General features: G+C 63.7%; 23 protein-coding genes. 11 read left to right on the top strand and 12 right to left on the bottom strand.

The window, feature by feature from the left end; genetic code table 11:
- Window positions 1-234: 234 nt before the first annotated feature.
- Window positions 235-651: a hypothetical protein gene (locus U1R88_RS31170; RefSeq protein WP_082979612.1), complete on the top strand. Its 417-nt coding sequence runs from the start codon at window positions 235-237 to the stop codon at window positions 649-651.
- A gap of 99 nt (window positions 652-750) precedes the next feature.
- On the opposite strand, the gene U1R88_RS31165 is transcribed toward U1R88_RS31170, so the two are convergent.
- Window positions 751-2,553, bottom strand: a complete 1,803-nt coding sequence (locus U1R88_RS31165) for an ABC transporter transmembrane domain-containing protein (protein WP_425545509.1) — start codon at window positions 2,551-2,553, stop codon at window positions 751-753.
- Between the two features lie 334 nt (window positions 2,554-2,887).
- On the opposite strand from U1R88_RS31165, the gene mgtE reads away from it, so the two are divergent.
- A complete protein-coding gene (gene mgtE, locus U1R88_RS31160; RefSeq protein WP_068285652.1) occupies window positions 2,888-4,261 on the top strand; it encodes a magnesium transporter in 1,374 nt (457 codons plus the stop codon).
- 147 nt (window positions 4,262-4,408) lie between these two features.
- Window positions 4,409-4,636 (top strand): 50S ribosomal protein L31, encoded by a 228-nt coding sequence (gene rpmE / locus U1R88_RS31155; protein ID WP_068285651.1) that lies wholly within the window; start codon window positions 4,409-4,411, stop codon window positions 4,634-4,636.
- 236 nt (window positions 4,637-4,872) lie between these two features.
- On the opposite strand, the gene U1R88_RS31150 is transcribed toward rpmE, so the two are convergent.
- Window positions 4,873-6,081: an MFS transporter gene (locus U1R88_RS31150; protein ID WP_322434802.1), complete on the bottom strand. Its 1,209-nt coding sequence runs from the start codon at window positions 6,079-6,081 to the stop codon at window positions 4,873-4,875.
- Between the two features lie 113 nt (window positions 6,082-6,194).
- Here U1R88_RS31150 and U1R88_RS31145 point away from each other — a divergent pair, with 113 nt between their 5' ends.
- Window positions 6,195-6,824, top strand: coding sequence for a TetR/AcrR family transcriptional regulator (locus U1R88_RS31145; protein WP_322434801.1), 630 nt, complete (start codon window positions 6,195-6,197; stop codon window positions 6,822-6,824).
- Here the strand turns inward: U1R88_RS31145 and U1R88_RS31140 are convergent.
- Together U1R88_RS31140 and U1R88_RS31135 are read right to left on the bottom strand one after the other, a co-directional pair.
- Window positions 6,814-7,005, bottom strand: coding sequence for a DUF1192 domain-containing protein (locus tag U1R88_RS31140; RefSeq protein ID WP_068285647.1), 192 nt, complete (start codon window positions 7,003-7,005; stop codon window positions 6,814-6,816). The genes U1R88_RS31145 and U1R88_RS31140 overlap by 11 nt on opposite strands.
- Before the next feature lie 19 nt (window positions 7,006-7,024).
- On the bottom strand, window positions 7,025-7,939 hold the full coding sequence (locus U1R88_RS31135; protein WP_322434800.1) for a DUF1444 family protein: 915 nt from the start codon (window positions 7,937-7,939) through the stop codon (window positions 7,025-7,027).
- A 213-nt stretch (window positions 7,940-8,152) separates the two neighbouring features.
- Between U1R88_RS31135 and U1R88_RS31130 the strand changes: the two genes are divergently transcribed.
- A complete protein-coding gene (locus U1R88_RS31130; protein ID WP_322434799.1) occupies window positions 8,153-8,872 on the top strand; it encodes a DUF1013 domain-containing protein in 720 nt (239 codons plus the stop codon).
- 468 nt (window positions 8,873-9,340) lie between these two features.
- Here the strand turns inward: U1R88_RS31130 and U1R88_RS31125 are convergent, their stop codons facing one another.
- Entirely contained in the window at window positions 9,341-9,631 is a 291-nt protein-coding gene (locus tag U1R88_RS31125; RefSeq protein ID WP_322434798.1) for a hypothetical protein, read from the bottom strand.
- 130 nt (window positions 9,632-9,761) lie between these two features.
- Between U1R88_RS31125 and gcvA the strand changes: the two genes are divergently transcribed.
- Entirely contained in the window at window positions 9,762-10,682 is a 921-nt protein-coding gene (gene gcvA, locus U1R88_RS31120; RefSeq protein ID WP_068285639.1) for a transcriptional regulator GcvA, read from the top strand.
- A 64-nt stretch (window positions 10,683-10,746) separates the two neighbouring features.
- On the opposite strand, the gene U1R88_RS31115 is transcribed toward gcvA, so the two are convergent.
- Window positions 10,747-10,971: a YdcH family protein gene (locus tag U1R88_RS31115; RefSeq protein ID WP_322434797.1), complete on the bottom strand. Its 225-nt coding sequence runs from the start codon at window positions 10,969-10,971 to the stop codon at window positions 10,747-10,749.
- 367 nt (window positions 10,972-11,338) lie between these two features.
- On the opposite strand from U1R88_RS31115, the gene U1R88_RS31110 reads away from it, so the two are divergent.
- The 3 genes from U1R88_RS31110 to U1R88_RS31100 all read left to right on the top strand — a co-directional run bounded on the left by U1R88_RS31110 (window position 11,339) and on the right by U1R88_RS31100 (window position 13,766).
- Window positions 11,339-11,518: a YdcH family protein gene (locus U1R88_RS31110; RefSeq protein WP_068285636.1), complete on the top strand. Its 180-nt coding sequence runs from the start codon at window positions 11,339-11,341 to the stop codon at window positions 11,516-11,518.
- A 172-nt stretch (window positions 11,519-11,690) separates the two neighbouring features.
- Window positions 11,691-12,860 carry a DUF6600 domain-containing protein gene (locus U1R88_RS31105; protein WP_322434796.1) on the top strand — a complete coding sequence of 390 codons (1,170 nt, stop codon included), beginning with the start codon at window positions 11,691-11,693 and terminating at the stop codon, window positions 12,858-12,860.
- Window positions 12,861-12,941: 81 nt separating this feature from the next.
- Window positions 12,942-13,766, top strand: coding sequence for a creatininase family protein (locus tag U1R88_RS31100; protein WP_322434795.1), 825 nt, complete (start codon window positions 12,942-12,944; stop codon window positions 13,764-13,766).
- A gap of 146 nt (window positions 13,767-13,912) precedes the next feature.
- Here the strand turns inward: U1R88_RS31100 and U1R88_RS31095 are convergent, their stop codons facing one another.
- The 4 genes from U1R88_RS31095 to U1R88_RS31080 all read right to left on the bottom strand — a co-directional run bounded on the left by U1R88_RS31095 (window position 13,913) and on the right by U1R88_RS31080 (window position 17,809).
- Window positions 13,913-14,992: an ABC transporter ATP-binding protein gene (locus tag U1R88_RS31095; RefSeq protein WP_322434794.1), complete on the bottom strand. Its 1,080-nt coding sequence runs from the start codon at window positions 14,990-14,992 to the stop codon at window positions 13,913-13,915.
- A 20-nt stretch (window positions 14,993-15,012) separates the two neighbouring features.
- The gene (locus U1R88_RS31090) at window positions 15,013-15,798 is read right to left on the bottom strand and encodes an ABC transporter permease (RefSeq protein WP_068285630.1); all 786 of its coding nucleotides are present in this window, start codon (window positions 15,796-15,798) and stop codon (window positions 15,013-15,015) included.
- A complete protein-coding gene (locus tag U1R88_RS31085) occupies window positions 15,795-16,694 on the bottom strand; it encodes an ABC transporter permease (RefSeq protein ID WP_068285628.1) in 900 nt (299 codons plus the stop codon). Before U1R88_RS31085 ends, U1R88_RS31090 begins: the two co-directional genes overlap by 4 nt.
- Window positions 16,695-16,765: 71 nt before the next feature.
- Window positions 16,766-17,809, bottom strand: coding sequence for an ABC transporter substrate-binding protein (locus tag U1R88_RS31080; protein WP_322434838.1), 1,044 nt, complete (start codon window positions 17,807-17,809; stop codon window positions 16,766-16,768).
- Window positions 17,810-18,260: 451 nt separating this feature from the next.
- Between U1R88_RS31080 and U1R88_RS31075 the strand changes: the two genes are divergently transcribed.
- Both U1R88_RS31075 and U1R88_RS31070 read left to right on the top strand, forming a co-directional pair.
- Window positions 18,261-19,550 (top strand): adenylosuccinate synthase, encoded by a 1,290-nt coding sequence (locus U1R88_RS31075; protein WP_068285624.1) that lies wholly within the window; start codon window positions 18,261-18,263, stop codon window positions 19,548-19,550.
- Between the two features lie 206 nt (window positions 19,551-19,756).
- The gene (locus U1R88_RS31070) at window positions 19,757-21,073 is read left to right on the top strand and encodes a hypothetical protein (protein WP_322434793.1); all 1,317 of its coding nucleotides are present in this window, start codon (window positions 19,757-19,759) and stop codon (window positions 21,071-21,073) included.
- A gap of 16 nt (window positions 21,074-21,089) precedes the next feature.
- Here the strand turns inward: U1R88_RS31070 and rnk are convergent, their stop codons facing one another.
- Window positions 21,090-21,491, bottom strand: coding sequence for a nucleoside diphosphate kinase regulator (rnk, locus tag U1R88_RS31065; protein ID WP_322434792.1), 402 nt, complete (start codon window positions 21,489-21,491; stop codon window positions 21,090-21,092).
- Window positions 21,492-21,764: 273 nt separating this feature from the next.
- Window positions 21,765-22,052 (bottom strand): hypothetical protein (locus tag U1R88_RS31060; RefSeq protein ID WP_322434791.1); only part of this gene is annotated, 288 nt, incomplete at its 5' end.

Genomic DNA, 22,052 nt, shown 5'->3' with positions numbered 1-22,052 from the left:
CAAGAAATGCTCCGTATCGCCCTGGCGGATGATCGCGATGGCGCCAACCGCAGAGGTCGCCAACCGGAACCACTTCGATAGTGTCACCGGCGAAACACCATCTTTTCTCACCTTGAATTGCCCCTGTTCAGCTCGCGGACGGTGAACTATGCAGCAATCGTCGCAGTGCCTCTGCAGGCGTAGCGGCGACCTCCTCCAGCCCAGCCGCCCCGGGCGGCAGACAGAGACAGTCCCATGCTGAAATATCTCGCCGGCGCCGCCGCGCTCGCACTCCTCGCTGCATCGCCTGCTGTAGCCCAGAGCTGCGCGCAGAACCTCAAGACCTCCGGCGTTCCCCTGCTCACCGGCCTGACTTACTCGACCTGGGCCGTCTTTCCCAAGGTCGCCCCCGCCAAGGCCCTCGACAATGTCGGGCGCGCCTTGTCCGCCGAAGGCATCGACGTCGTCAGCGTCGACAAGCGGGCCGGCGTGCTGATCGCCGACCAGGACAGCGCCAACAACGGCCGTCTCCAGACCATCCGCGTCACCGCCCGCAAGACCGGCAACGGCACCCGCATCGATCTGCAATTCCATGTGCAGGCCGGCCAGATCGCCACGCAGGACGCCCTGCGCTCCCACATCTGCCGCGTCGTGAACGCTGCGGGACGATAACAGCGCAGTTGGTGTGCCGATCTTCAGATCGGCGTCCGCGGAAACACCGCGTACATCGATAGGGGAAATGCCGTTCTGAAGACCGGCACACCGCTTGTCTCAGGCTGCATCCCTGAACTGCAGCTGCGCCAGCCGCGCATAGAGGCCGCCGCGTGCCACCAGGGCCTCGTGCGTGCCCTCTTCAACGATGCGACCATCATCGAGCACGATGATGCGATCGGCGGCCTGCACCGTGGCCAGGCGATGGGCGATCACCAGCGTGGTACGCTCGGTCATCAGGCCATCGAGGGCCGCCTGGACCGCCTTCTCGCTTTCGGAATCGAGCGCCGAGGTCGCCTCGTCGAGAAGCAGCACGGGCGCATCCTTGAGGATGGCGCGGGCGATGGCGATGCGTTGGCGCTGGCCGCCTGACAGCGTCACGCCGCGCTCGCCGATCGGGGTATCGTAGCCCTGCGGCATGGCACGGATGAAGCTGTCGGCCGCAGCCAGGCGGGCCGCTTCCTCCACCTCGGCATCGCTGGCATCGGGACGGCCGAAACGGATATTGTCGCGGGCGGTCGCCGCGAAGACCACCGGGTCCTGCGCCACCACGGCGATGCGCTGGCGCACGCGCTTGGGGTCGGTCTGCGGCAGTGCCACCCCGTCCAGCCTCACGTGCCCGAACTGGGGATCGTAATAGCGCAGCAGGAGCTGGAACAGCGTGCTCTTGCCCGCGCCGGACGGTCCGACGATGGCAACCGTCTCGCCCGCCCTCACGGCAAGATCGACATCATGCAGCACCGGCTTGTCCGGCTGGGTGGGATAGGCGAAGGTCACGCCCTCGAAGGCGACGGCACCGCGCGCCGGCTCGGGGAGGGCAAGCGGCCGGGCGGGCGCCGAGATCGCCGGCCTTTCGCCGAGAAGCTCACCCAGGCGCTCTGCGGCGCCGGCCGCCTGTACGATTTCCGCCCAGACCTGGCCGAGCTCCGAAAGGGCGCCGGCGCCGAACACCGCATAAAGCACGAATTGCGACAACGTGCCGGCCGTCATGGTGCCGGCGACCACGTCATGGGCGCCGAGCCAGAGCACGCCGACCACCGAGGCGAACACCAGGAACAGCGCGATCGCCGTCAGCACCGCGCGCGAGCGGGTCGAGGTCGCGGCAGCCTGATAGGCATTTTCCACTTCACCCGAGAAACGCCCGATGGCAAGCCGTTCGGCCGTGAAGGCCTGCACCACGCGCATTGCGCCGATGATCTCGCTGGCATAGGCGGAGGCGTTGGCCAGTGTGTCCTGCGCCTTGCGCGAGCGGGTGCGCACGGACCGGCCAAAGGCGACCAGCGGCAGCACGATCAGCGGAATGGCGATCAGCACCAGCGCCGAAAGCTTGGGGCTGGTCCACACCATCATCACCACGGCCCCGGCAAACAGGAAGAGGTTGCGCAGCGCAACGGAAGCGGAGGAGCCGAAGGCGGCCTTGATCTGCGTGGTGTCCGCCGTGAGGCGCGAGAGCACTTCACCGGTCTTGACCGTGTCGAAGAACAGAGGCGAAAGCTGGGTGAGATGGGCAAAGACGGCAGTACGGATGTCTGCGACCACGCGCTCGCCGAGGGTCATCACCAGATAGTAACGGGCCGCACTGGCCAAGGCGAGAATAAGCACCACGCCTGTCATGGCCAGGAAGTAGGAATCGATGGCGGCGGCATGTCCCACCGAGAAGCCGAAATCGATCATGCGGCGCATGGCGACCGGCACCACCAGCGTTGCCGCCGCCGCCACCGTCAAAGCCAGGAAAGCCAGCACGATGCGGCCGCGATAGGCCAGGGCATAAGGTGCCAGCGCCGCCAAAGGGCGCAGAGACCGGCTGTTCCTGGCGGTTTCCGCGGTATTCTCTCGGATTTTCGGGTCAGTTTCCGTGGCCACGTACTGTTCTTCCTTTCGAGCGCGCGGGACAATGCCCCGCTGTGGGCGCGGCTGCAATCGCACCGGCCCAAACCGCTTCAGTTTGCCGCGCTCTCCATATTATCGCGCAGTGCAAAAAAGCGCTTGACTGCGACGGCGCAGAGGCGCAAGTCGCGATTGTTCCGGCCTTTGGATTTATTCCAAAGGAATCGTCCCTGGCCGGGCCCCACGAGATCAACGAGATCATGCCAAGCGACAGTAGCAGTCGAATGTTCGCGCCGTTGACGGCTTGTAAGGACTGACCGTTCGCGGGCTCCTCCTTCCGGCTGGCAACGGCCGAGAGGAAGGAAGAGCCATGGAAGACCTGGCTGAAAAGACGGTTGACGTCGCTGACCGCGACATTCTCGAGGTGTGCCTTGGCCTCGAGCACGTAGCCGACATCGTCGAGTTGCTCAACGAGCAGGAGATCGAGGAGCAGGCTCGCGTCCTCGTGCACCTGCCCGACGAGCGCGCGATCGAAGTGCTCGACCAGCCCGGCCTGGATGATCCCGCCGCACTGATCGAGGCCCTGCCCGCCGAACGGGCGCTCAAGCTGATGGCCGGCATGTCCTCGGACCGTGTGGCGGATGTCTTCCGCTACATGGACGATCCGCCGCGCACCGATCTGCTCAACCGGCTCGATCCCGAGACCCGCGCCTCGCTCGACAGGCTGCTGTCCTACCCCGAGGACACCGCCGGCGCGCTGATGACCACCGAGTTCGTCTCCGTGCCCTCGTCCTGGACGGTGGAGCAGACGCTCGACCACATCCGCCGGGTCGAGCGCACGCGCGAGACGATCTATTCGGTCTATGTCCTCGATCCCAAGACCCGCCAGCTCCTGAAGGCCGTGGCACTGCGCCGGCTGATCACGGCCGACCCCAAAGCCTCGGTGCTGACGGCCGCCCGTTTCGACAAGCCGATCACCGTCGCCCCCACGGCCGACCGCGAGGAAGTGGCAAGGCTGATCGCCAAATACGACCTTCTGGCCGTGCCGGTGGTCGACGATGCCATGCATGTCATCGGCATCTGCACTTTCGACGACATCATCGACGCCATCGTGGCCGAAGGCACCGAGGACGCCCAGAAGTTCGGCGGCATGGAAGCCCTCGACGACCCCTATGACCAGATCGGCTTCTGGTCGATGATCAAGAAACGCGCTGGCTGGCTGTCGGTGCTGCTGCTCGGCGAGATGCTCACGGCGAGCGCCATGCAATTTTTCGAGGGCGAACTCGAGAAGGCGGTGGTGCTCACCCTGTTCATCCCGCTCATCATGTCTTCAGGCGGCAATTCCGGCTCGCAGGCGACCTCCCTGCTCATCCGTGCGCTGGCGCTGAGCGAGGTGAAACTGAAGGATTGGTGGCGTGTGGCCCTGCGCGAGCTGCCCACCGGCATCGTGCTCGGCGCCATCCTCGGGTTGATCGGCATCGTGCGCATCGTGGTCTGGCAGAAGGCCGGCTTCTACGATTACGGGCCGCATTGGGCGTTGCTGGCCCTGACCATCGGCTGCGCCCTCACGGCGATCGTCACTTTCGGCTCGCTGACCGGTTCCATGCTGCCTTTCCTTCTCAAGAAGGTCGGCTTCGACCCCGCCAGCGCCTCGGCCCCCCTGGTGGCCACGCTGGTCGATGTGACCGGTCTCGTCATCTACTTCACCGTTGCCCTGGTCATTCTGAGGGGAACGTTGCTGTAGCCCGCGCAGAAAGGCGGTTTCCGCATGTGAGAAATGCGGGGCCAGTGCTTGTATCCGGACCGAAATTGCGCTATCGAGCCGCCCACTCATTCGAATTTGACTTGTCCGACCGGGGTAGCGCTCCGGCACAGAGCAGGATTTGACCCCATGAAGGCCGACATTCATCCCGACTACCACAAGATCAAGGTTGTCTTCGTCGACGGCACCGAGTTCTACACCCACTCGACCTGGGGCAAGGAAGGCGACACCCTTCAGCTCGACATCGACCCCAAGACCCATCCGGCTTGGACCGGCGGTTCGCAGCAGCTCCTCGACCGCGCTGGCCGCGTGTCGAAGTTCAACCAGCGTTTCGCTGGCATCAGCTTCAAGCGCTAAGAACAAACATTCGGATATCGACGCTAGCGGGCCTTCGGGCCCGCTTTTGTTTTGGACATGTGCCTGCGACGGAACATCGGCATAAAAAGAAGCCGCGATAAGATATCGCGGCTTGTCCAAGTCGAAACAGGGAGGCGTCAAACAGAGTGAACAGGAGCCACTCGAACATCCAGCAAGCTGGAATGGCAGCGAGGCTATCGCAGAAGTCTTGATATTCGGTTAACGCTCGATTCTGATCAGGCAGCGGCCGCGCAGAGCCCGTCCTCCTTCGATACTGGCGTCAACCGGCACGAACCCAGCAGTGCAGCCGTCAGCGCAACGATGCCGGCTGCAAGCGAGATCCAGAAGCCGTCGGCGGCGCCAAAACGGTCGATGACCCAGCCCGAGGCGAAGGACCCGGCCGCCATGCCGATGCCGATGCCGGTCATCGCCCAGGTGATCCCCTCCGTGAGCTTGGCCGCCGGGACATGCCGCTCGATCAGGCCCATCGCGGTGATCAGCGTCGGCGAGATCGACACACCGGACAGGAACAGCAACAGCGCCAGCATCCCTACATTGGAGACGAACAGCAGCGGCATGGTGGTGGCCGCGGCGACCGCAATGGCGATCACGAACTGGCGCTCGAGCGCCATCCTCAGCTTCAGCGCCCCGAATACCAGGCCGACGACGAGCGAGCCTGCAGCATAGCCGGCGAGCACGAAGCTGGCCGCACCGGCCTGCCCCAATTGCCTGGTGAAAGCGATCACGGTGACCTCGGCCGTTCCGAAGATGGTGCCGATGGCAACCAAGACGAAGGTCAGGATCTGCACCGACGGCAGGCGGATGGCCGAGGAACCGCCGCCTTCGGCGAGCCGGACGGGCGGCTCGGTGGATTTCTGCACCACGAACAGCGCCGTGCCGACGGCAAGAAACACGGTCGAGACCAGGGGACCGGCTTCCGGGAACCAGGCCACGCTCAGGCCGACCGAGAGGATCGATCCAGCCATGTGGACGACCTCGTCGGCTACCGATTCGAAGGCGAAGGCCGTGTGCAGTTGGGGCGTGTCGCGATAAAGCTCCGACCAGCGAGCCCTGACCATGGCCGGCATGCTGGGCATGGTGGTGGCGAACAGCGCCGCGGCGAACAGGACCCAGGCCGGCCAGTTGAAATGTGCGGCCAGCAGCAGAATAGAAAAGGCGGCAACCGACAGGCTGGCGGCGGGAACGAGGACCCGGCTCTGGCCGTAGCGATCCACCAGCCGGGAGATCTGCGGGGACATGAAGGCATTGCCGAGGGCGAAAGTGGCCGATACGGCGCCGGCCAGCCAATATTCACCATGGGTCTGGGAGATCATGGCGACGATCCCCATGGTCACCATCGCGAGCGGCAGTCGCGCCAGGAAGCCGGCGGCCGCGAAGGCCTTTGCCCCCGGCGCTCGAAAGATCTGGCTGTAAGGATTGGACATCGGGCACTCCAAAGGGGAAGAGAATGCATTGACATACGTAGCGTATGTATTCGACATAGTTGCATACGTATCGTATGTCAAACAATATACGTGGCGTATGTGAAAGAGATGACATGACCCGTAGGCCGCGAGCCCAGATGATCGTCGAGACTCGTGCCAAGCTGGTCGCCGCAGGGCGCGCGGCCTTCGGCACTTTCGGTTATGCGCAGGCGTCGATGGACGATTTCACCGCGGCGGCCGGCCTGACGCGCGGCGCGCTCTATCATCATTTCGGCGACAAGAAGGGCCTGTTCGCGGCGGTGATCACGGAACTCGACGCCGAAATGTCCAAGCGGCTCTCCGCGATTTCAGCCCAGGCCGACGATCCCTGGCAGGGTTTCGTCGCCGAATGCTCGGCCTATATCGAAATGGCATTGGAGCCTGAGATCCAGCGCATCCTGTTTCGCGACGGTCCGGCCGTCCTCGGTGATCCATCGCAATGGCCGAGCCAGGATGGCTGCATCGCCTCGATGAGCGCGACATTGGCCGCGCTGAAGCGGAACGGTGTTCTCAACGATGTCGACCCGGAGGCTGCGGCCCGGCTGGTCAATGGCGCAACCTGGCATGCCTCGCAATGGATCGCCAATGCCGCCGATCCCAGGGCAGCGTCAAAGCAGGCGGTGAAGGCCTTTCATGCGTTATTGAACGGCCTTCTGCGTCATCCCGCTGAACGGCAGAGCTCTCCTGAAAGGTTCAAGTCTTGAAAAAAGCGCTTGCCGCCGAAAGCGAGGCTGCCTTGCTGGCCCTGGCTTCCTCCAGGCGCACGATCTCCTGTTTCAGGGCCGCGATGCGTTCCTCGAGTTCATGCAGCGACAGGGTCGAGAGGTCCTGCCCGATCTGATGTGCCACCGTTACCTTTCGCGGCTCGTCATCGAATACAGCCATGTCGCCTCCTCACTTCCCATCAGATCCGGCGCTGCTCGACGAGCTCGGCCGCGGTGGCCACTCTAAACCCATTCGCCTCGATTACGAAAAGCTCATCGGTGAGCGGATGTGAGCGCGACTTGGCATCTTCGCTCACCTTTGCGGCAAAACCAGCCCGCGCCGAAAAATCGGGCGTCCAGGCCACCAGGAAATCCCGATTGGGAATGCCGGCGATGGCAAGGTCGCTGCCCAACGCCCGCAGCAGTCTTTGCCGGACCGAGGGCAGCAGCAGGCGGGCGGCATCATAGCCATCATTGGTCAGGATGGTGACGTAGGCACCGCGGCCTTTCGCCGATTTCTCGGCCTCGATCGCCAGCTTGCCGGAGGCAGCCTCCAGCCCGTCCAGAGCTGCTTCATGAATCGCATCGGCATCGACGCCCCATGTCTTCAGATCGTCCGTCGTAACGAGCGCATAGCGCTCACCCTGATCGAGCGCATAGGCAATCACCACCTTGGCCGCCAGGTCTCGTGACACTAGCGCCTCGGCCTGCTGGCGATATTCGATCGGCACGACCTGCAGGCGCAGTCTGGCTCGCGCCTCCGACCAACGCGCGCGCTCTTCGTCATCGGCGGGCCTGACTGCGACGATCCGGTCGAAAAAATCGAGGATCTGTCCTTCGCGATCCATCCCCCGCGCCGTGCCGAGCTGACGCTGCAGATTACCGAGATAGACCTGGAGCGTATTCTCACCGACCTTGACATGAAGACTCTCGGGATCGTCGCCGGGCAGCGTAAATGCCAAAGCAGGCCGTTGCCGGCGCAGCACGGCGGCCACCTCCCCGCGAAAGCTCTCGTCGGCACGCGCCGCCACGGCTGTGACGCCGGCGGCGGCCAGAGCAAGCAGTGTCTGCAGCACCCCGCGACGTCCGATTCCGCCCTGGCTCCGCCCCGTCATCACCCCCTCGCGCATTCGCCCCTCGAGGTGATCACCATAGCCAGGGCACCTCCCTGTCTACAATCCTGGCGGGAAAGCGGCGTAACAGGCTTTCCTTTCGGGCCGACGACGACTATATGAAGTGTTGAATCCCGACAATCAGCTCGCGTCGGGCTTCGTTCCAGGAGGCTGGAGCGAGGCGGCAGCGAGCCCATGCTTTCCGAGGAGATGCAAATGTCGACCGCCCCGCTGATGCCGAAGGCCACTGCTGTCTGGCTGGTTGAGAACACCGCCCTCACCTTCGACCAGATCGCCGAGTTCTGCAAACTGCATCCGTTGGAGGTCAAGGGCATCGCCGACGGTGAAGTCGCGGCCGGTATCAAGGGCCAGGATCCCGTGATCTCCAACCAGCTTACCCGCGAGGAGATTGCCCGCGGCGAGCGCGATTCCCATCATCGTCTCCGGCTGGCAGAGCCGAAGGTCAAGATCGCCGTCGCCAAGGTCAAGAAGGGTCCGCGTTATACGCCGGTCTCGCGGCGCCAGGACCGTCCCAACGCCATTCTCTGGCTGGTCAAGAACCATCCCGAACTCAAGGACGCCCAGATCATGCGTCTGGTCGGCACCACCAAGACGACGATCGCAGCCATCCGCGACCGCACCCATTGGAACACGGCGCAGCTGACCCCGGCCGATCCGGTCATGCTGGGCCTGTGCACGCAGATCGACCTGGACTTCGAAGTCGCCCGGGCCTCCAAGGACCGGCCGCCCGAGGCCGAAAGCGCCACGCTGCTGCCCGCCGAGATCACCACGGGACCGGCGGCCGACCGCAGCCAGAGGCAGGACGACCCCTTCGCCTCGCTCGGCAACAAGCCGCGCCAAACGGAAGACGAGGACGAGCTCGACGTCGCCAACGTGTTCGCCAAGCTCAAGGGCATCAAGCAGAAGGAAGACTGACGCCCTCGGCGACCGGTCCGCATCAATCATTCGAAAAGGGCTTTTCCGCCGACGCGGAAGGGCCCTTTTTCTTGCGAAAGCCATCCGCCGACAGTGTCCGCGATCCCGGGTGCTGCACCTTAACCCAACCCCTTTCAAGGTGTTTGGACCAGGTCGCGGGAAAAGGCTGGGAAAGGGCATCGAGACCCCTCATCCGCCCCTTCGGGGCACCTCTTCTCCCGCAAGGGGAGAAGGTAACTGGCAGGCGCAGCGCCACGAAAACTGTCCCCTTCTCCCCTTGGGGGAAAAGGTGCCGGCAAGCGGATGAGGGGCTGCACCACCCTATCCCGACCTTTTCCCGGTTTGTTCGAAACACCTTGAAAGGGCTGCACCTTAAACCCAGGCTCTCCTGCGCGGGATCCCGGCCACGCAAAAGGGCGCGATCGATGATCACGCCCTCTCATCCGGCAGAATTACGGGTGTCTGTCCTTATGGAAGCGCGCGCCCGAACTCGTCGCGCACACCCTCGTAACGGACATAGCCGACAGGCAGCACGTCGTTGTCGCCATAAAGGTCGCGCTGGTACCCCGCCATCGCCGCGGCCTGCCGCTGTTCTCTAAGCTGCGCCAAGCCGGCGGAGATCGCCTCGACGAAGGAGGCGACGGCACCGACCACAGCGGCGGCGATCGAATAATGCAGGCGCACCTGCGTCCCGTGCAGGGCGGGGGCATAGCTCCAGTGGCGGCCCCATTCATCTTCGTGAAATTCGACGCTCGACATACTCGTACCCTCAACAAAAAGTAAATGCGCTCTCGCGATATGTTTTCTATTTTCAATGCTTTATGGTAGATTATCAACGGAGATGACCTTTCTTCACCGTCAATAAAAACTTGATGATCACGGGGTGGGCATGAGCAAATCGGGAGCCGGACTGGGGGCACTGTGGACCTTTGCCGTCGCCGCTCGCCATCTGAGCTTCGCCAAGGCTGCGATCGAGCTCGACGTGACCCCCGCTGCGGTCAGCAGCCAGATCCGCGCTTTCGAAGACCGCCTCGGTACCCGGCTGTTTTTTCGCACCAGCCGCAGCATGAAGCTCACCCATGCCGGGGAAGAGCTGCTCGAATCGACCAGCGGCGCGCTGCGCACCATCGATGAGGCCCTGCGCCGGGCCGCCAACACCACCCAGCGCATGAGTTTCACCGTTTCTTCCGGTTCATCCTTCGCCGCCAAATGGCTGGTGCCGCGCCTGCCGCGTTTCCGCCAGCAATTTCCAGACATCGACATGCGCATCGACATTTCCGACACGCTCGCCGATTTCAGCCGCCAGGAAATCGACGTTGCCATCCGCTTCGGCCGCGGCGCCTATGCCGGCCTACGCTCAGATCGCCTCTTCGTCGAGGACGTCTTTCCGATCTGCAGCCCGCAGCTTCTGCACGGACCCGTCCCCCTGAGGGAACCCGACGACCTGCAATATTTCACCCTGATCCATCTCGACTGGCACAGCCAGGATTCGATGTGGCCGGACTGGCGCATGTGGCTGATGGCCGCCAAGGCGGACAAGCCCGATCCCACGCGCGGCCTGCATTTCAGCCAGTCGATCATGACCCTGCAGGCAGCCGTGGACGGCCAGGGCGTGGCGCTCGGCAATACCAGCCTGGTGGGCGACGACCTGGCCGCAGGCCGGCTGGTACGCCCCTTCGACCTGTCCTTGAAGATCGCGCCGGAATTCGCCTATCACCTGGTGGCGCCGAGGGCCAAGGCGGACAAGCCGATGATCAAGGCGTTCCGGGACTGGATGCTCGCCGACATCGCCAGCGGCAAGGCAGTTTGACCGCGCGGATCGCCCCCAGTCGCTGCCGACGCCACACCGGCGCCCTGCCCGGCGACCACAAGCGTCAGGCGATGATGTCCGGCGTGAGCAGGTCCTCGAGCAGGGACATGCGGTCCTTGAGATGGAGCTTGCGCTTTTTCAGGCGCTGAAGCTGCAGACGATCGGGAGTTCCCACCAGTTCCAGAGCGGCAATCGCGGCATCGAGATCGCGGTGTTCCTGGCGAAGCTGCCCCAGCTCCGCAACCATCGCGGCTTCCTCCTCCTCGGTGAGCGGATTTGACAAGCCCATACCCTTCCATTCCGAATGGCAGCTTCGGTATTTCGACCATTCTGCCGCTCCATGCCCCTCCGGGCACGGTGCCGAACTATGCCGAGCCGATTCCTCGCCCGCAAGCGCTGCGGCAAGATATCGCCATCTATTTACACCTGTTTGGCGAAGCTTGCCGGACAACTTTCACAAGCCCTTCCTAGGCCTTTGATCCCGCATTCTTTTTGCCCCCTCCACACTGCATTACCGTGCGGTAAGCTATTGTTCCGACTAAATTTATTGTTGCTTTGCACAATCGATTCAACGCCGGAATCCGCGATTTTCCTTCGACATGCACGCCTTTTCGTGAGAACGTTAAATGTCGGAACTGTGACACAAGGAGCCGTTAATGCCTGTGCAGTCGCATTTGGTCGAACTGGAGCGCAAACATCACGCTCTTGAAACGGAACTCACCATCGCACTGGCTCATCCCTCCTCGGATGACCTCAAAATCGCAGAGCTGAAGCGTAAGAAACTCCTTCTCAAAGACGAAATCGCAAGATTGAAGAGCGCCGAGAGGCTGCACTGAACCAGTCAACGCTGGTGTATGCTGACCGCCGGACCGGAGCAGAATCCGGTACCGGCGGTTTCATTTTGTGGCCGGATCTCAATTGATCCACGTGCCAATTGATACGGACAACTTCCCCAGACAGGCTCAGGATTGGCTGCGATCGAAGCAATAACCCATGGAGGGGTTTGCTATGGCCAGCACGATACGGCGTTGGGGGACTAACCTCGTTTCTTCCTTCCTGCTGGCTTGCGCCATCCTGCCCGGTGCCGTTGCCGACCGGGCCCAGGCCGCGCCGGCCGCCGCCATCCAGGCACAGGCGCCCAGTCTCGACGAATTCAAGGCCGTGTTGTCGGGTTATGGCCAATACATCTATTCAGAGCGCTACGGCGACGTCTGGAAACCTTCGGTGGTGCCGGCCGGCTGGCATCCCTATCCAGCCTGCCGCTGGGTCTATGACCGTACTTACGGCTGGACCTATGACGATCCCACCGTCTGGGGCAGGATCATCCATCACTATGGCCGCTGGGCCTCGGACGGCAGCAATGGCTGGGTCTGGATACCTGGAACGCAATGGAGCCCGGCCTGGGTGATCTGGCGCGGGGGTAGCGACTGGACCGGCTGGGCGCCGACACCACCCGCGACCGACCAGCAGGAGATCAGCCTCGCCAATTTCAACGTCGACCGGCAATGGACCTTCATCGAGACGGCCAAGCTCGGCAATCGCTGCGACAGCGGGCCTTCTGCCGCGCCGGCCGGCACCTTCGCCGGCAGTACGCCCGTGACCCGCATCAAGATCGTGCGCGGCATTGCCGTGTTCGTGCTGCCGCAGCCTGCCAGCATGATCGACTATGACACCGGCCCAGTGGCGCCCTGGTCGAACGAATTCCTGGGCGAGTGGCTGCTCTGGCTGAACACCGCCGCCTCAGCCGCCTCGCTCAGCGTCGGCGACAGCCTTGCCGCCTGCGCCCCTCCCCCGCCCCCAGAGGCACCCGCGGCCACGCCCGTCGCTTTGCCCGCCCCCGCGACGCCGCGCATGAAATCCTGGAGCCCGCCGCCGCCCCGCTCCACCCGACGGCGGGAATTGCGGCCAGTCGCGACGCCGGAGATCCCACCTACCCGACGTCGGGTCTATGGCGAGCCCGACCCCTATTATGGCGACGAGCCGCCGATCTACAGCCCGCCGCGTCGTCGCCGCCCACCTGTCTGGGTCGAGGGGCCGGTTGTCCAGAGGCCGCCCCGTTATCCCAGGCCGGGTCCCGTGATCACCCCTTCCAACAATCCGTCCACGCCCAATTCAGGCCAGCGCTACCGCCGGCGGCCACTGCCCGCCCCCGACAGCGCTCCGTCATCCGGGTGGTGATTCGGTGGTCGCAGCAGGCAGGGCGTTGAAATAGTGCCTCGCAGCGCTATGATTCAGGCAGTTCCCGTCCTGGATTCGATCATGCCCACCACCGCCTCCCTGCCCCGCCGCCATTGGTTCGAAATGACGACGGAAGATTTCCGCACCGGCGATACCGCCAGCTGGATCGCCGTGCTGCCGATCGCTGCCGTCGAACAGCATGGGCCCCATCTGCCTGTCGGCGTCGACAGTATGATCATGCAGGGCTATCTTGAGCGCGCCATCCCGCTGATCCCGGCCGATATCCCGGCGACCTTCCTGCCGATCCAGACCATCGGCAAGTCCAACGAGCATCTGGAATTCCCCGGCACGCTCAGCCTGTCGGCCGAAACCGTGATCCGGGCCTGGACCGAGATCGGCGAGAGCGTGCATCGTGCCGGCATCAAGAAGCTCCTGATCGTCAATTCCCATGGCGGCAACATGTCGGCGATGGACATCGTCGCCCGCGATCTGCGCGTGCGCCACGGCATGCTGGTGGCCTTCACCTCCTGGCACATGTTCGGCTATCCCAAGGGTGCCTTCTCGGACGACGAAACCCGCCTGGGCATCCATGCCGGCGAGATCGAGACGGCGCTGATGCTCGCCTTCCGCCCCGACCTCGTGCGCATGGACAAGGCCAAGGACTTCCGCCCTGTTACCTATGAGATGGAAGAGATCTTCAAATATCTGCGCACTGGCCGCCCCGGCGGCTTCGGCTGGATGGCCCAGGACATTCGCCCCGAGGGAGCTGCGGGCGATGCCAGCAAGGCGACGTCCGAAAATGGCCAGCTCTCGGCAGAGTTCGGCGCACAGGCTTTGGTCGACCTGCTCAAGGATATCCGCGACTTCGACCTTTCGCGGCTGAGGAACGGGCCGCTGAAAGACTGAGCGCGGTGGCGCCAAGCGCCGGATGAGGGGTTGATGAAACCTCTCTCTTTATTGGCGGCTCCCCGGAAGGTGATCAGGAAGGGTCGCAAGACCCTTCATCCCCCTGCCGGGACCTTCTCCCACAAGGGGAGAAGGGAGCTCTATTCTCAAGCCGCGACCTTCTCGGCCTCTTCCAGCAATTGCAGGTCGCCGCGGCCGAAGGAGACGGTGACGTCCTCGCCCATCTGCGGCGGCGGGGCGCCCGGGTTGTTGAAGGTATCGAGCGAAACCACATTCTCGTCGAAGCGCACGCGGATGCGCACGATCGATCCGAGGAAGCTGACGAGCTCGATCCGCCCCGTGAGACTGTTGCGGCTCTCGCCGCCTGCACCCAGCACCACGGCTTCCGGGCGCAGGGCCAGCGTGCGCGTCTCGCCGTTGCTGGCGCCCTGCAGGCCGCGGCTGGTCACGACCTCCTGCCCATCGACGGAGAAGCGACCGGCAGCGGCATCGACGACCTTGCCGGTGAGGAAATTGAGTGTGCCGACGAAGGAGGAGACGAAGCGGGTCTTGGGGAAATTGTAGATCTCGAAGGGGGTGCCGACCTGCTCCATCTGCCCGGCGCTCATCACCACGATGCGGTCGGACATGGAGAGAGCCTCTTCCTGGTCGTGCGTGACGAACAAGGTGGTGATGCCGAGTTCCTGTTGCAGCACCCGGATCTCGTCGCGCAAGGACACACGGATCTTGGCGTCCAGAGCCGAGAGGGGCTCATCCAGCAGCAGGATCTTCGGGCGAACCGCGATCGCTCGCGCCAGGGCCACGCGCTGCTGCTGGCCGCCGGAGAGCTGGAAGGGATAGCGGTCGGCGATCTGCGGCAGCTTGATCATCTCCAGCATCTGCTTGACGCGGGCGTCGATCTCCGACTGCGACTTCTTGGCGATCTTCAGGCCGAAGCCGATATTCTCGGCCACCGTCATGTTGGGAAACAGGGCATAGGCCTGGAACACCATGCCGACATTGCGCTGGTTTGGCGCCAAGCCCGAGATCTCCTTACCGTCCATGCGAATCGAGCCGGCGGACGGCGTTTCGAAGCCTGCAACCATGCGCAGGACCGTGGTCTTGCCGCAACCGGAGGGGCCAAGCAGGGTGATGAATTCACCCTTCTGGACCGACAGATCGAAGCGCTTCACCACCTGGTTGGCGCCGAAGCTCTTCTGCAGCCCGGTGATCTCGAGAAAGGACATGCTGGCCTCCCAGTGCCGGTTCAACGTGCCGCCCGTGCGCCGCGCGAGCGGCCGACGAGTTGCAGCAGGCCCATGCAGGCCCAGGTGATGACGAAAGCGACGATGGCGAGCGCCGACGGCTCATAGGCCCGGTTCGCGCCGATCAATTGCAGATAGGTACCGAAGACCGGCCGGTTGAGCAGGCTGGCAAAAGTGAATTCGCCGATGACGATGGCAAAAGCGATGAAGGAGCCGCTGAGCACGCCCGAGCGAATGTTCGGCAGGATGACCTGCCAGAGGATGGTGAAGCTGCTGGCTCCCAGGCTCTGGGCCGCCTCGGTCAGGGTCTTGACATCGATGGCGCGCAAGCCCGCATCGACGGAACGATACATATAGGGCAGCGCCAGCACGACATAGCCGAAGGTCAGCAGGAGGTCCGTGGTCCACTCGCTGTCCGTCAGAGGCAGCCAGGACGAGGAGTTGAACATGCGGATATAGCCGAAGACGATGATGATCGCCGGAATCACCAGCGGCAGCAGCGTGACGAACTCGACCGGCGAGCGCCAGCTCGGCAGGCGCAGGCGCACCAGATAGGCTGCCGGCACCACCAGCACGATGCTCAGTACGATGGTGGCGAGCGCCAGCAGGATCGAGCGGATGAAGGCGTTCTGGAACTCCGCCTGGGCGAACACCACGCGATAGGCCTCGAAACTGTACTGCCCGCGCAGCATGCGTAGCGAGAACTCGAAGGTGGAGAGCAGCGGGATGATGAAATAACTGATCGCCAGGAGGATGATCAGCCAGGACAATACGGAGGATTTCTTCATCGCACCCACCGCTCGCTATAGCTGCGCAGCCAGATATAGGCGCCGCTGGAAATGCTGGTGATCACCACCATGCCGAAGGCGATGGCGTAGCCCAGATTGGGATTGCTGAGCACGTCGCCGCGGATCTGGGCGAAGAGCTGGATTGGGATGATCGGCAGGCTGGATCCGGTTAGCGCATAGGCGGTCGCCACTGCGCCGAAGGCATTGGCGAACAAGAGCAGCGTCGCGCCCAAGATGCTCGGCAGCAGGATCGGCAGGGCGATGTGCCGCCAATAGTGGAAATTACTGCCACCCAGCACGGCATTGGCCTCGCGCCATTCACGTTTCAGCCCATCCAGGGCCGGCGCTATCACCAGCACCATCAGGGGAATCTGGAAATAGAGATAGACCAGGGTCAGGCCAGTGAAGCTGAGGATGTTGAAGCCGGTCGAGTAGAGGTTGAAGCCGAGCCAATCCCGCAGCAGGACGGTGACGAGGCCGACCCGACCCAGCGTCGCCAGGAAGGCGAAGGCCAGCGGCACGCCGGCGAAGTTCGAGGCGACGCCCGAAAATGTCATCACGGCCCCACGCATCCATTCCGGCAGGCCGCCGAGAATAACCGCATAGGCCACGAAGAAACCGATGAAGGCACCGCCGAGAGCAGAGGCGAAGCTGATCTTGATACTGAGCCAGAAGGAGGAAACGATCGCCGGATTGGTGAAGAGCTCGGCGATGTTGCCGAAGGTGAAATGTCCTTCCCGGTCGAAGAAGGCCCCGACCAGCAGCAAGGCCGTCGGAACCACCAGGAAGAGCAAGGCGAAGAGCACGAAGGGCGCCATGCCCAGCACGGCCAGCCCTCCACTGGCTCTGGCCGAGCCTGGAGCTGCAGCTGGGGCAGTGTTTGCGGTGGTATTCATCGCGGCGACCACAATAGCATGCGTCCCGCCCGGAGAAACCGGGCAGGACGCGCAGGAGATGACAAACGATCTTACTTGACGGCGGCGCCGACCACGCTGTCCCAATCCTTGGTGATCTCGGCCTTGGCGGCGCTCTGCTCATCAAGCGTCGGGAACACGGCCTTGGCATAGGCTTCGGCCGGCGGGAGCTTGGCAAGCAGGTCTGCCGGGATCTTCTTGTTAGCGACGAGGTCGTTGAAGCGGATCGGGTGACAATAGCCCTTCAGATAACCGATCTGGCCCTCGTCGGAGTAGAGATACTCCATCCACAGCTTGGCGGCGTTGGGATGGGGCGCATAGGCGCTGATGGCCTGGACATAGACGCCGGCAACCACGCCGCTGGCGGGAATCACCACGTCGACGTCGGGATTACCTTTGAGCGTGTCGCGATCGGTGAGGGCGTTGTAGTCCCAGCGCAGCACGATGGGGGTCGCACCCTGGGCCAACGAGGCGGCCTTGCCGATGGTGGGCACGAAATTGCCCTTCTTGTTCAGCTCTGCGAAGAATTTCAATCCTTCTGCTGCAGCCTTGCCGGCATCGCCCTTGGCGGCCGACAAACCGGCGGCATAGACGCCCTGGATCGCCTGGTTGGCGGTGCGGGGGTCGCCGGCCAGCGCCACGGCATTGGCGTAGTCGGAGCTCAGCAGGTCGGACCAGTCCTTCGGCGAATTCTTGACGATGTCCTTGTTCACCTCGAAAGCCAGAACACCGTAATAGTCGCCATACCAATAGCCGTCGGCATCCTTGGCATTGTCGGGAATGGAAGCCCAGGTCGCCACCTTGTAGGGTTGGATCAGGCCGTCCTTCTTGGAGGTCGGACCGAAGGAAAGGCCGACGTCGATCACGTCGGGAGCCTGCGGGCCGGTATTGCCCTTGTTGGCCTTGATGGCCTCGACTTCGTCGCCCGAACCGGCATCCGGATTGAGCTCGTTGACCTTGAGGCCATACTTGGCCTTGAAGCCTTCGATGATGGCGCCATAGCCACACCAGTCGTGCGGCAACGCGATCGTGGTGAGCTGGCCTTCCTTCTTGGCTGCGTCGATCAGTTCCTGGCTCTGGGCAAACGCGCTGCCCATCGAAGCCGCCAAGGCCAGCACGGATACCGATGTGATACCCAGCCACGTTTTCCTGCTCATTGTCCAACTCCTTGATGGTGCCGCAAGGCCCATTTTCTCCGTAAGGGTTTTTACAGCGGCGCTGGTATCAATGACGGTTGACACTTTTGTGTCAATAGCGGCTGTCATATATGACAGCCCGTAAATTCACTGTTTGCAGCTATTTTTACGGGTTTACGACACCCGCCCGATCCGTTAGGAAGTGAAAAAGCCCGGCCATCGGATGAGCCGGGCTTTTGCGTGTCCGGGTTTTGGAATTCCGCGCGAAAGCGTTTCGCGATTTTGGTGGATCCACCGAGAATCAGAAAACGCATCGAAGCGAACGAACCGGGGCAAAACGGCGTTTCTACCTGAACGCGTTTTGCTCTCGGGAATTTCGGGGCCGAGGGCCAGAGAGAGAAGGGAGATCACCATGGCCAATGTCGTCGTGGTCGGGTCGCAATGGGGCGACGAAGGCAAGGGTAAGATCGTCGACTGGCTGTCGGAACAGGCCGACGTCGTCGTACGTTTCCAGGGCGGGCACAATGCCGGCCACACTCTCGTCATCGGCGACAATGTCTACAAGCTGTCGTTGCTGCCCTCGGGCATCGTGCGCGGCAAGCTCTCGGTGATCGGCAATGGCGTGGTGCTCGACCCGCGCGCCTTCATCGCCGAGGTGAAGAAGCTGAAGGAACAGGGCGTGTCCGTGACGCCCGAAGCCCTGCGCATCGCCGAGAACACCCCGCTCATCCTCTCCCTGCATCAGGACCTCGACCGCCTGCGCGAGTCGGCGACCGACGGCACCAAGATCGGCACGACCGGTCGCGGCATCGGCCCTGCCTATGAAGACAAGGTGGGCCGGCGCGCCATCCGCCTGATGGACCTGGCCGATCTCGGCGCCCTGCGCCCGAAGATCGCCCGCCTGCTCAACCACCACAATGCGCTGCGCCGCGGCACCGGCCAGAGCGAAATCGATCCGGAAGCGCTCTATCAGGAACTGGCGGACGTCGCGCCGCAGGTGCTGCCCTTCATGGACGATGTCGGCGCTTTGCTGGACAAGGAGCGCAAGGCCGGCAGCCGTATCCTGTTCGAGGGCGCTCAGGGCGCTTTGCTCGACATCGATCACGGCACCTATCCCTATGTGACTTCCTCCAACACGGTCGCGGGGCAGGCTGCCGTCGGCTCCGGCCTCGGGCCGGGCGCGCTCGATTACGTGCTGGGCATCACCAAGGCCTACACCACGCGCGTGGGCGAAGGGCCCTTCCCGACCGAACTCACCGACGAGACCGGCCGCCTGATCGGCGAGCGCGGCCGCGAATTCGGCACGGTCACCGGCCGGGCCCGCCGCTGCGGCTGGTTCGATGCCGCTTTGGTGCGCCAGACCATACGCACCTCCGGCATCACCGGCATCGCCCTCACCAAGCTCGACATCCTCGACGGCTTCGAGACCATCAAGGTGTGCGTACGCTACGAGCTGGACGGTCGTGAAATCGACTATCTACCGGCCAGCCAGGCAGCCCAGGCGCGCGTGAAACCCATCTATGAAGAGATCGAAGGCTGGCAGGAAACCACGGCCAAGGCCCGCTCCTGGGCAGATCTGCCGGCGCAGGCGATCAAATATGTGCGCCGCATCGAGGAACTGATCGGAGCGCCGGTGGCCGTGCTCTCCACCAGCCCCGACCGTGACGACACGATCCTTGTGCAAAATCCCTTTCAAGTCTAAGAGCAGACCTAATCCCGTCAGATTCGGGCATTAGTGCGTGATCTGCTGCGATGGCACTGCGCGGGTTGCGATCCGCGCGGCGCTTGCATTGTCCGGCGACGATCTTGTTCTCCGGGGCAGGATCAGGCGTGGTTTCCGCCATGTCTTGGCCGCCGGACTTGTCTGCAGCGGATCATGGGCCCCGTGAAGAGATCGAGCCAGAACGCGTGTCGACGGACTATTTTCCTCCCATTCAGCGAGCCGTGCAGGGTCTTTCCCCCAATACGCAGGAAACCCGCCAGGCGCTCTATGAGAAAGCCCGCTCCGCCCTTCTCCGCCAGCTCAATGCTGCCGATCCCGCGCTGACCGAAGGACAGATCGCCAGGGAACGCAACCTGCTCGAAGAGGCGATCCGGCGCGTCGAGCACCATTATGACGAGGCCGAGTTCACACCGGAGCCGGTAGCCTCCGAGCGTCCGGCCGCCCCCCTTTCCCAATCCGACGGCGAGCCGGCCGATGACGACGTCTCGGACCGGGAGGCGCCGCCCTCCGTCCCGTCGCGGCCGGACGGCGTGCCGGCTTTTGCCGAGCGCAAGGCCGAGAAACGGCGGCCTCAGGCGCCCCGCCGCAGCAGGTCCAACGGCAATCTCAGGCGGTATGCCATCATGGCCGCGACGGCAGCCGTCATCATCGGCGGGGGCGCTGCCACCGCGCTCTATTTGCGCGGAAGCGACGACAGCCCGGTGCTGGTGCCTCAGCAGGCGACCGCGCCGCAGACGGCGCCCAAGCCGGCGGCCGAGCCCGGCAAGCTGAACGACCGGCTCGGCGGCGAACCGGCCGCGCCCCCGGCCGACATTGCCACCGGTAATCCTCCGCCCCCGACACCCGCGCCCGCCGCCCCGCAGCCTGCCGAGCCGGCACCGGCCCCGCAGGTGCCCTCTGCGCCCGCGCCGCTACTGCCCTCGACCCAATCCGAAGCGCCGGAGGGGCAGCGCGCGCGCCTGATGGAAGAAGATCCGAGCGCCCCGATGAAGGGCCGCCTCTTCGAGGGCACCGTTAACTGGCGCACGGAATCGCAGGCCAGCGGTACCAACGGCCCGCTCGACACCGTCGTCGTCGGCGAGATCAACGTTCCTGACCGGAAGATGAAGGTGCTGCTCACCCTCAGGCATAATTCCGATCGTTCCCTGCCGGCGAACTACCTGCTGAACATCCAGATGAGCGTGCCGGCCGACTACCCGAGCGGCGCCGTCGGCGACGTCAAGAGTGTCAACGTCAAATCCGACCCGCAGGTCCCCGGCTTGCAGCTTGACGGCGCCTTGATGAAGGTCACGACGGGCGTGTTCCTGATGGGCCTGCTCGACCCACCGGACGAGAAGGGCCGCAACGCCAAGATGTTGCAGGCCAATCAGTGGTTCGACCTGGTGTTCACCTTCGCCAATGGCCGCAACGCTGTGTTCACCTTCGAGAAGGGACCGACGGGCGAGAAGGTCTTCAACGACGCCATGGCCGCCTGGAACGCCGACGCCGCCGCGGCACAATAGGTCACTGGCGCCCCTTTCAGGACGCCTTCACGGCCGTGACCCGCAATTCGTGCTCGCGACCGTCACGGGCCTTCCAGGTGATCGACTGCCCCGGCGACAGGCCAAGCAAGGCCGTGCCGATCGGCGTGAGGATCGAGACCTTGCCCTCGGCAATATCGGCCTCGCCCGGGTAGACCAGCTTCACCTCGCGCGGGATACCGCCTTCGGTCTCGAAGGTGACGATGGAGCCGATCTGCACCACATTGTTCCCGACCTGTAGTGCGGGGACGATCTCCGCCCGGTCGAGTTCGCCGAGCAACGCCTCGGCCACTTCCGGGAACCTATCGAGGGCGGAGGTCGCGAGCTGGGTCAGGCGCTCGAAGTCGACATCGTTCACGATGATGCTGGGCTTGGCCTGATTCTTCGGGGGCTGATTCATGATTGGATACCTCAAAGTTGGGCGCGACGCGGCGCGCCCGCCTGCCCGCGGCTATCCGCTGGGCATGGCGACAAGAAGGGATGCCGCCGGCCCTCGCGCTTGGCGCGAGTCTGCCGACTGAAGCGTTGCGATTTAAAAAGATTGAGAATGCGCCGATGACAAGCCGCGCCCAATGAGGAGCGGCGCGCCCCGCAGCTCGGGGCGCAAACGGCCGAGCCCGGGGCTACGCTTCCGCGATCGGGAAGAGACGAAGGGTGATTTTGACCACGGTGCTCATGGCTCCACCATGTTGGTCGCCACCGGTCCTGTCAAGCCGGCTCGAACGATGTCTCTCCACCGACCGGAAATGTCGAGGCCGAAGGTGTTTTCTGTTGCGGTAGCTGGGCTTCCTGGCCCAGAAAATGTGCCGAGGCAAAGAAGTCGGCCCGAAATGCGAATTTCTCGAACCGCATACGGCCCAAGGAAAAGCCGCCCGAAGGCGGCTTCAGACTGCTGACAAACCCCGTCATTTTTTGGCGGGGTTATTTCATGTGTTTGATGCAAGGGTTTGAGTGTCAGGCT

This window comes from Labrys sedimenti (genome assembly GCF_034424805.1).
Taxonomy (GTDB): Bacteria; Pseudomonadota; Alphaproteobacteria; order Rhizobiales; family Labraceae; genus Labrys; species Labrys sedimenti.
Note: the sequence above shows the minus strand (reverse complement) of the source record. Positions and strands in the feature narration are given on the sequence as shown.

Excerpts from the sequence above, each read along its gene's own strand:
- U1R88_RS31170 (WP_082979612.1), top strand. The coding sequence starts at position 235 with ATGCTGAAATATCTCGCCGGCGCCGCCGCGCTCGCACTCCTCGCTGCA.
- mgtE (WP_068285652.1), top strand. The coding sequence starts at position 2,888 with ATGGAAGACCTGGCTGAAAAGACGGTTGACGTCGCTGACCGCGACATT.
- rpmE (WP_068285651.1), top strand. The coding sequence starts at position 4,409 with ATGAAGGCCGACATTCATCCCGACTACCACAAGATCAAGGTTGTCTTC.
- U1R88_RS31150 (WP_322434802.1), bottom strand. The coding sequence starts at position 6,081 with ATGTCCAATCCTTACAGCCAGATCTTTCGAGCGCCGGGGGCAAAGGCC.
- U1R88_RS31145 (WP_322434801.1), top strand. The coding sequence starts at position 6,195 with ATGACCCGTAGGCCGCGAGCCCAGATGATCGTCGAGACTCGTGCCAAG.
- U1R88_RS31140 (WP_068285647.1), bottom strand. The coding sequence starts at position 7,005 with ATGGCTGTATTCGATGACGAGCCGCGAAAGGTAACGGTGGCACATCAG.
- U1R88_RS31135 (WP_322434800.1), bottom strand. The coding sequence starts at position 7,939 with ATGACGGGGCGGAGCCAGGGCGGAATCGGACGTCGCGGGGTGCTGCAG.
- U1R88_RS31130 (WP_322434799.1), top strand. The coding sequence starts at position 8,153 with ATGTCGACCGCCCCGCTGATGCCGAAGGCCACTGCTGTCTGGCTGGTT.
- U1R88_RS31125 (WP_322434798.1), bottom strand. The coding sequence starts at position 9,631 with ATGTCGAGCGTCGAATTTCACGAAGATGAATGGGGCCGCCACTGGAGC.
- gcvA (WP_068285639.1), top strand. The coding sequence starts at position 9,762 with ATGAGCAAATCGGGAGCCGGACTGGGGGCACTGTGGACCTTTGCCGTC.
- U1R88_RS31115 (WP_322434797.1), bottom strand. The coding sequence starts at position 10,971 with ATGGGCTTGTCAAATCCGCTCACCGAGGAGGAGGAAGCCGCGATGGTT.
- U1R88_RS31110 (WP_068285636.1), top strand. The coding sequence starts at position 11,339 with ATGCCTGTGCAGTCGCATTTGGTCGAACTGGAGCGCAAACATCACGCT.
- U1R88_RS31105 (WP_322434796.1), top strand. The coding sequence starts at position 11,691 with ATGGCCAGCACGATACGGCGTTGGGGGACTAACCTCGTTTCTTCCTTC.
- U1R88_RS31100 (WP_322434795.1), top strand. The coding sequence starts at position 12,942 with ATGCCCACCACCGCCTCCCTGCCCCGCCGCCATTGGTTCGAAATGACG.
- U1R88_RS31095 (WP_322434794.1), bottom strand. The coding sequence starts at position 14,992 with ATGTCCTTTCTCGAGATCACCGGGCTGCAGAAGAGCTTCGGCGCCAAC.
- U1R88_RS31090 (WP_068285630.1), bottom strand. The coding sequence starts at position 15,798 with ATGAAGAAATCCTCCGTATTGTCCTGGCTGATCATCCTCCTGGCGATC.
- U1R88_RS31085 (WP_068285628.1), bottom strand. The coding sequence starts at position 16,694 with ATGAATACCACCGCAAACACTGCCCCAGCTGCAGCTCCAGGCTCGGCC.
- U1R88_RS31080 (WP_322434838.1), bottom strand. The coding sequence starts at position 17,809 with ATGGGCAGCGCGTTTGCCCAGAGCCAGGAACTGATCGACGCAGCCAAG.
- U1R88_RS31075 (WP_068285624.1), top strand. The coding sequence starts at position 18,261 with ATGGCCAATGTCGTCGTGGTCGGGTCGCAATGGGGCGACGAAGGCAAG.
- rnk (WP_322434792.1), bottom strand. The coding sequence starts at position 21,491 with ATGAATCAGCCCCCGAAGAATCAGGCCAAGCCCAGCATCATCGTGAAC.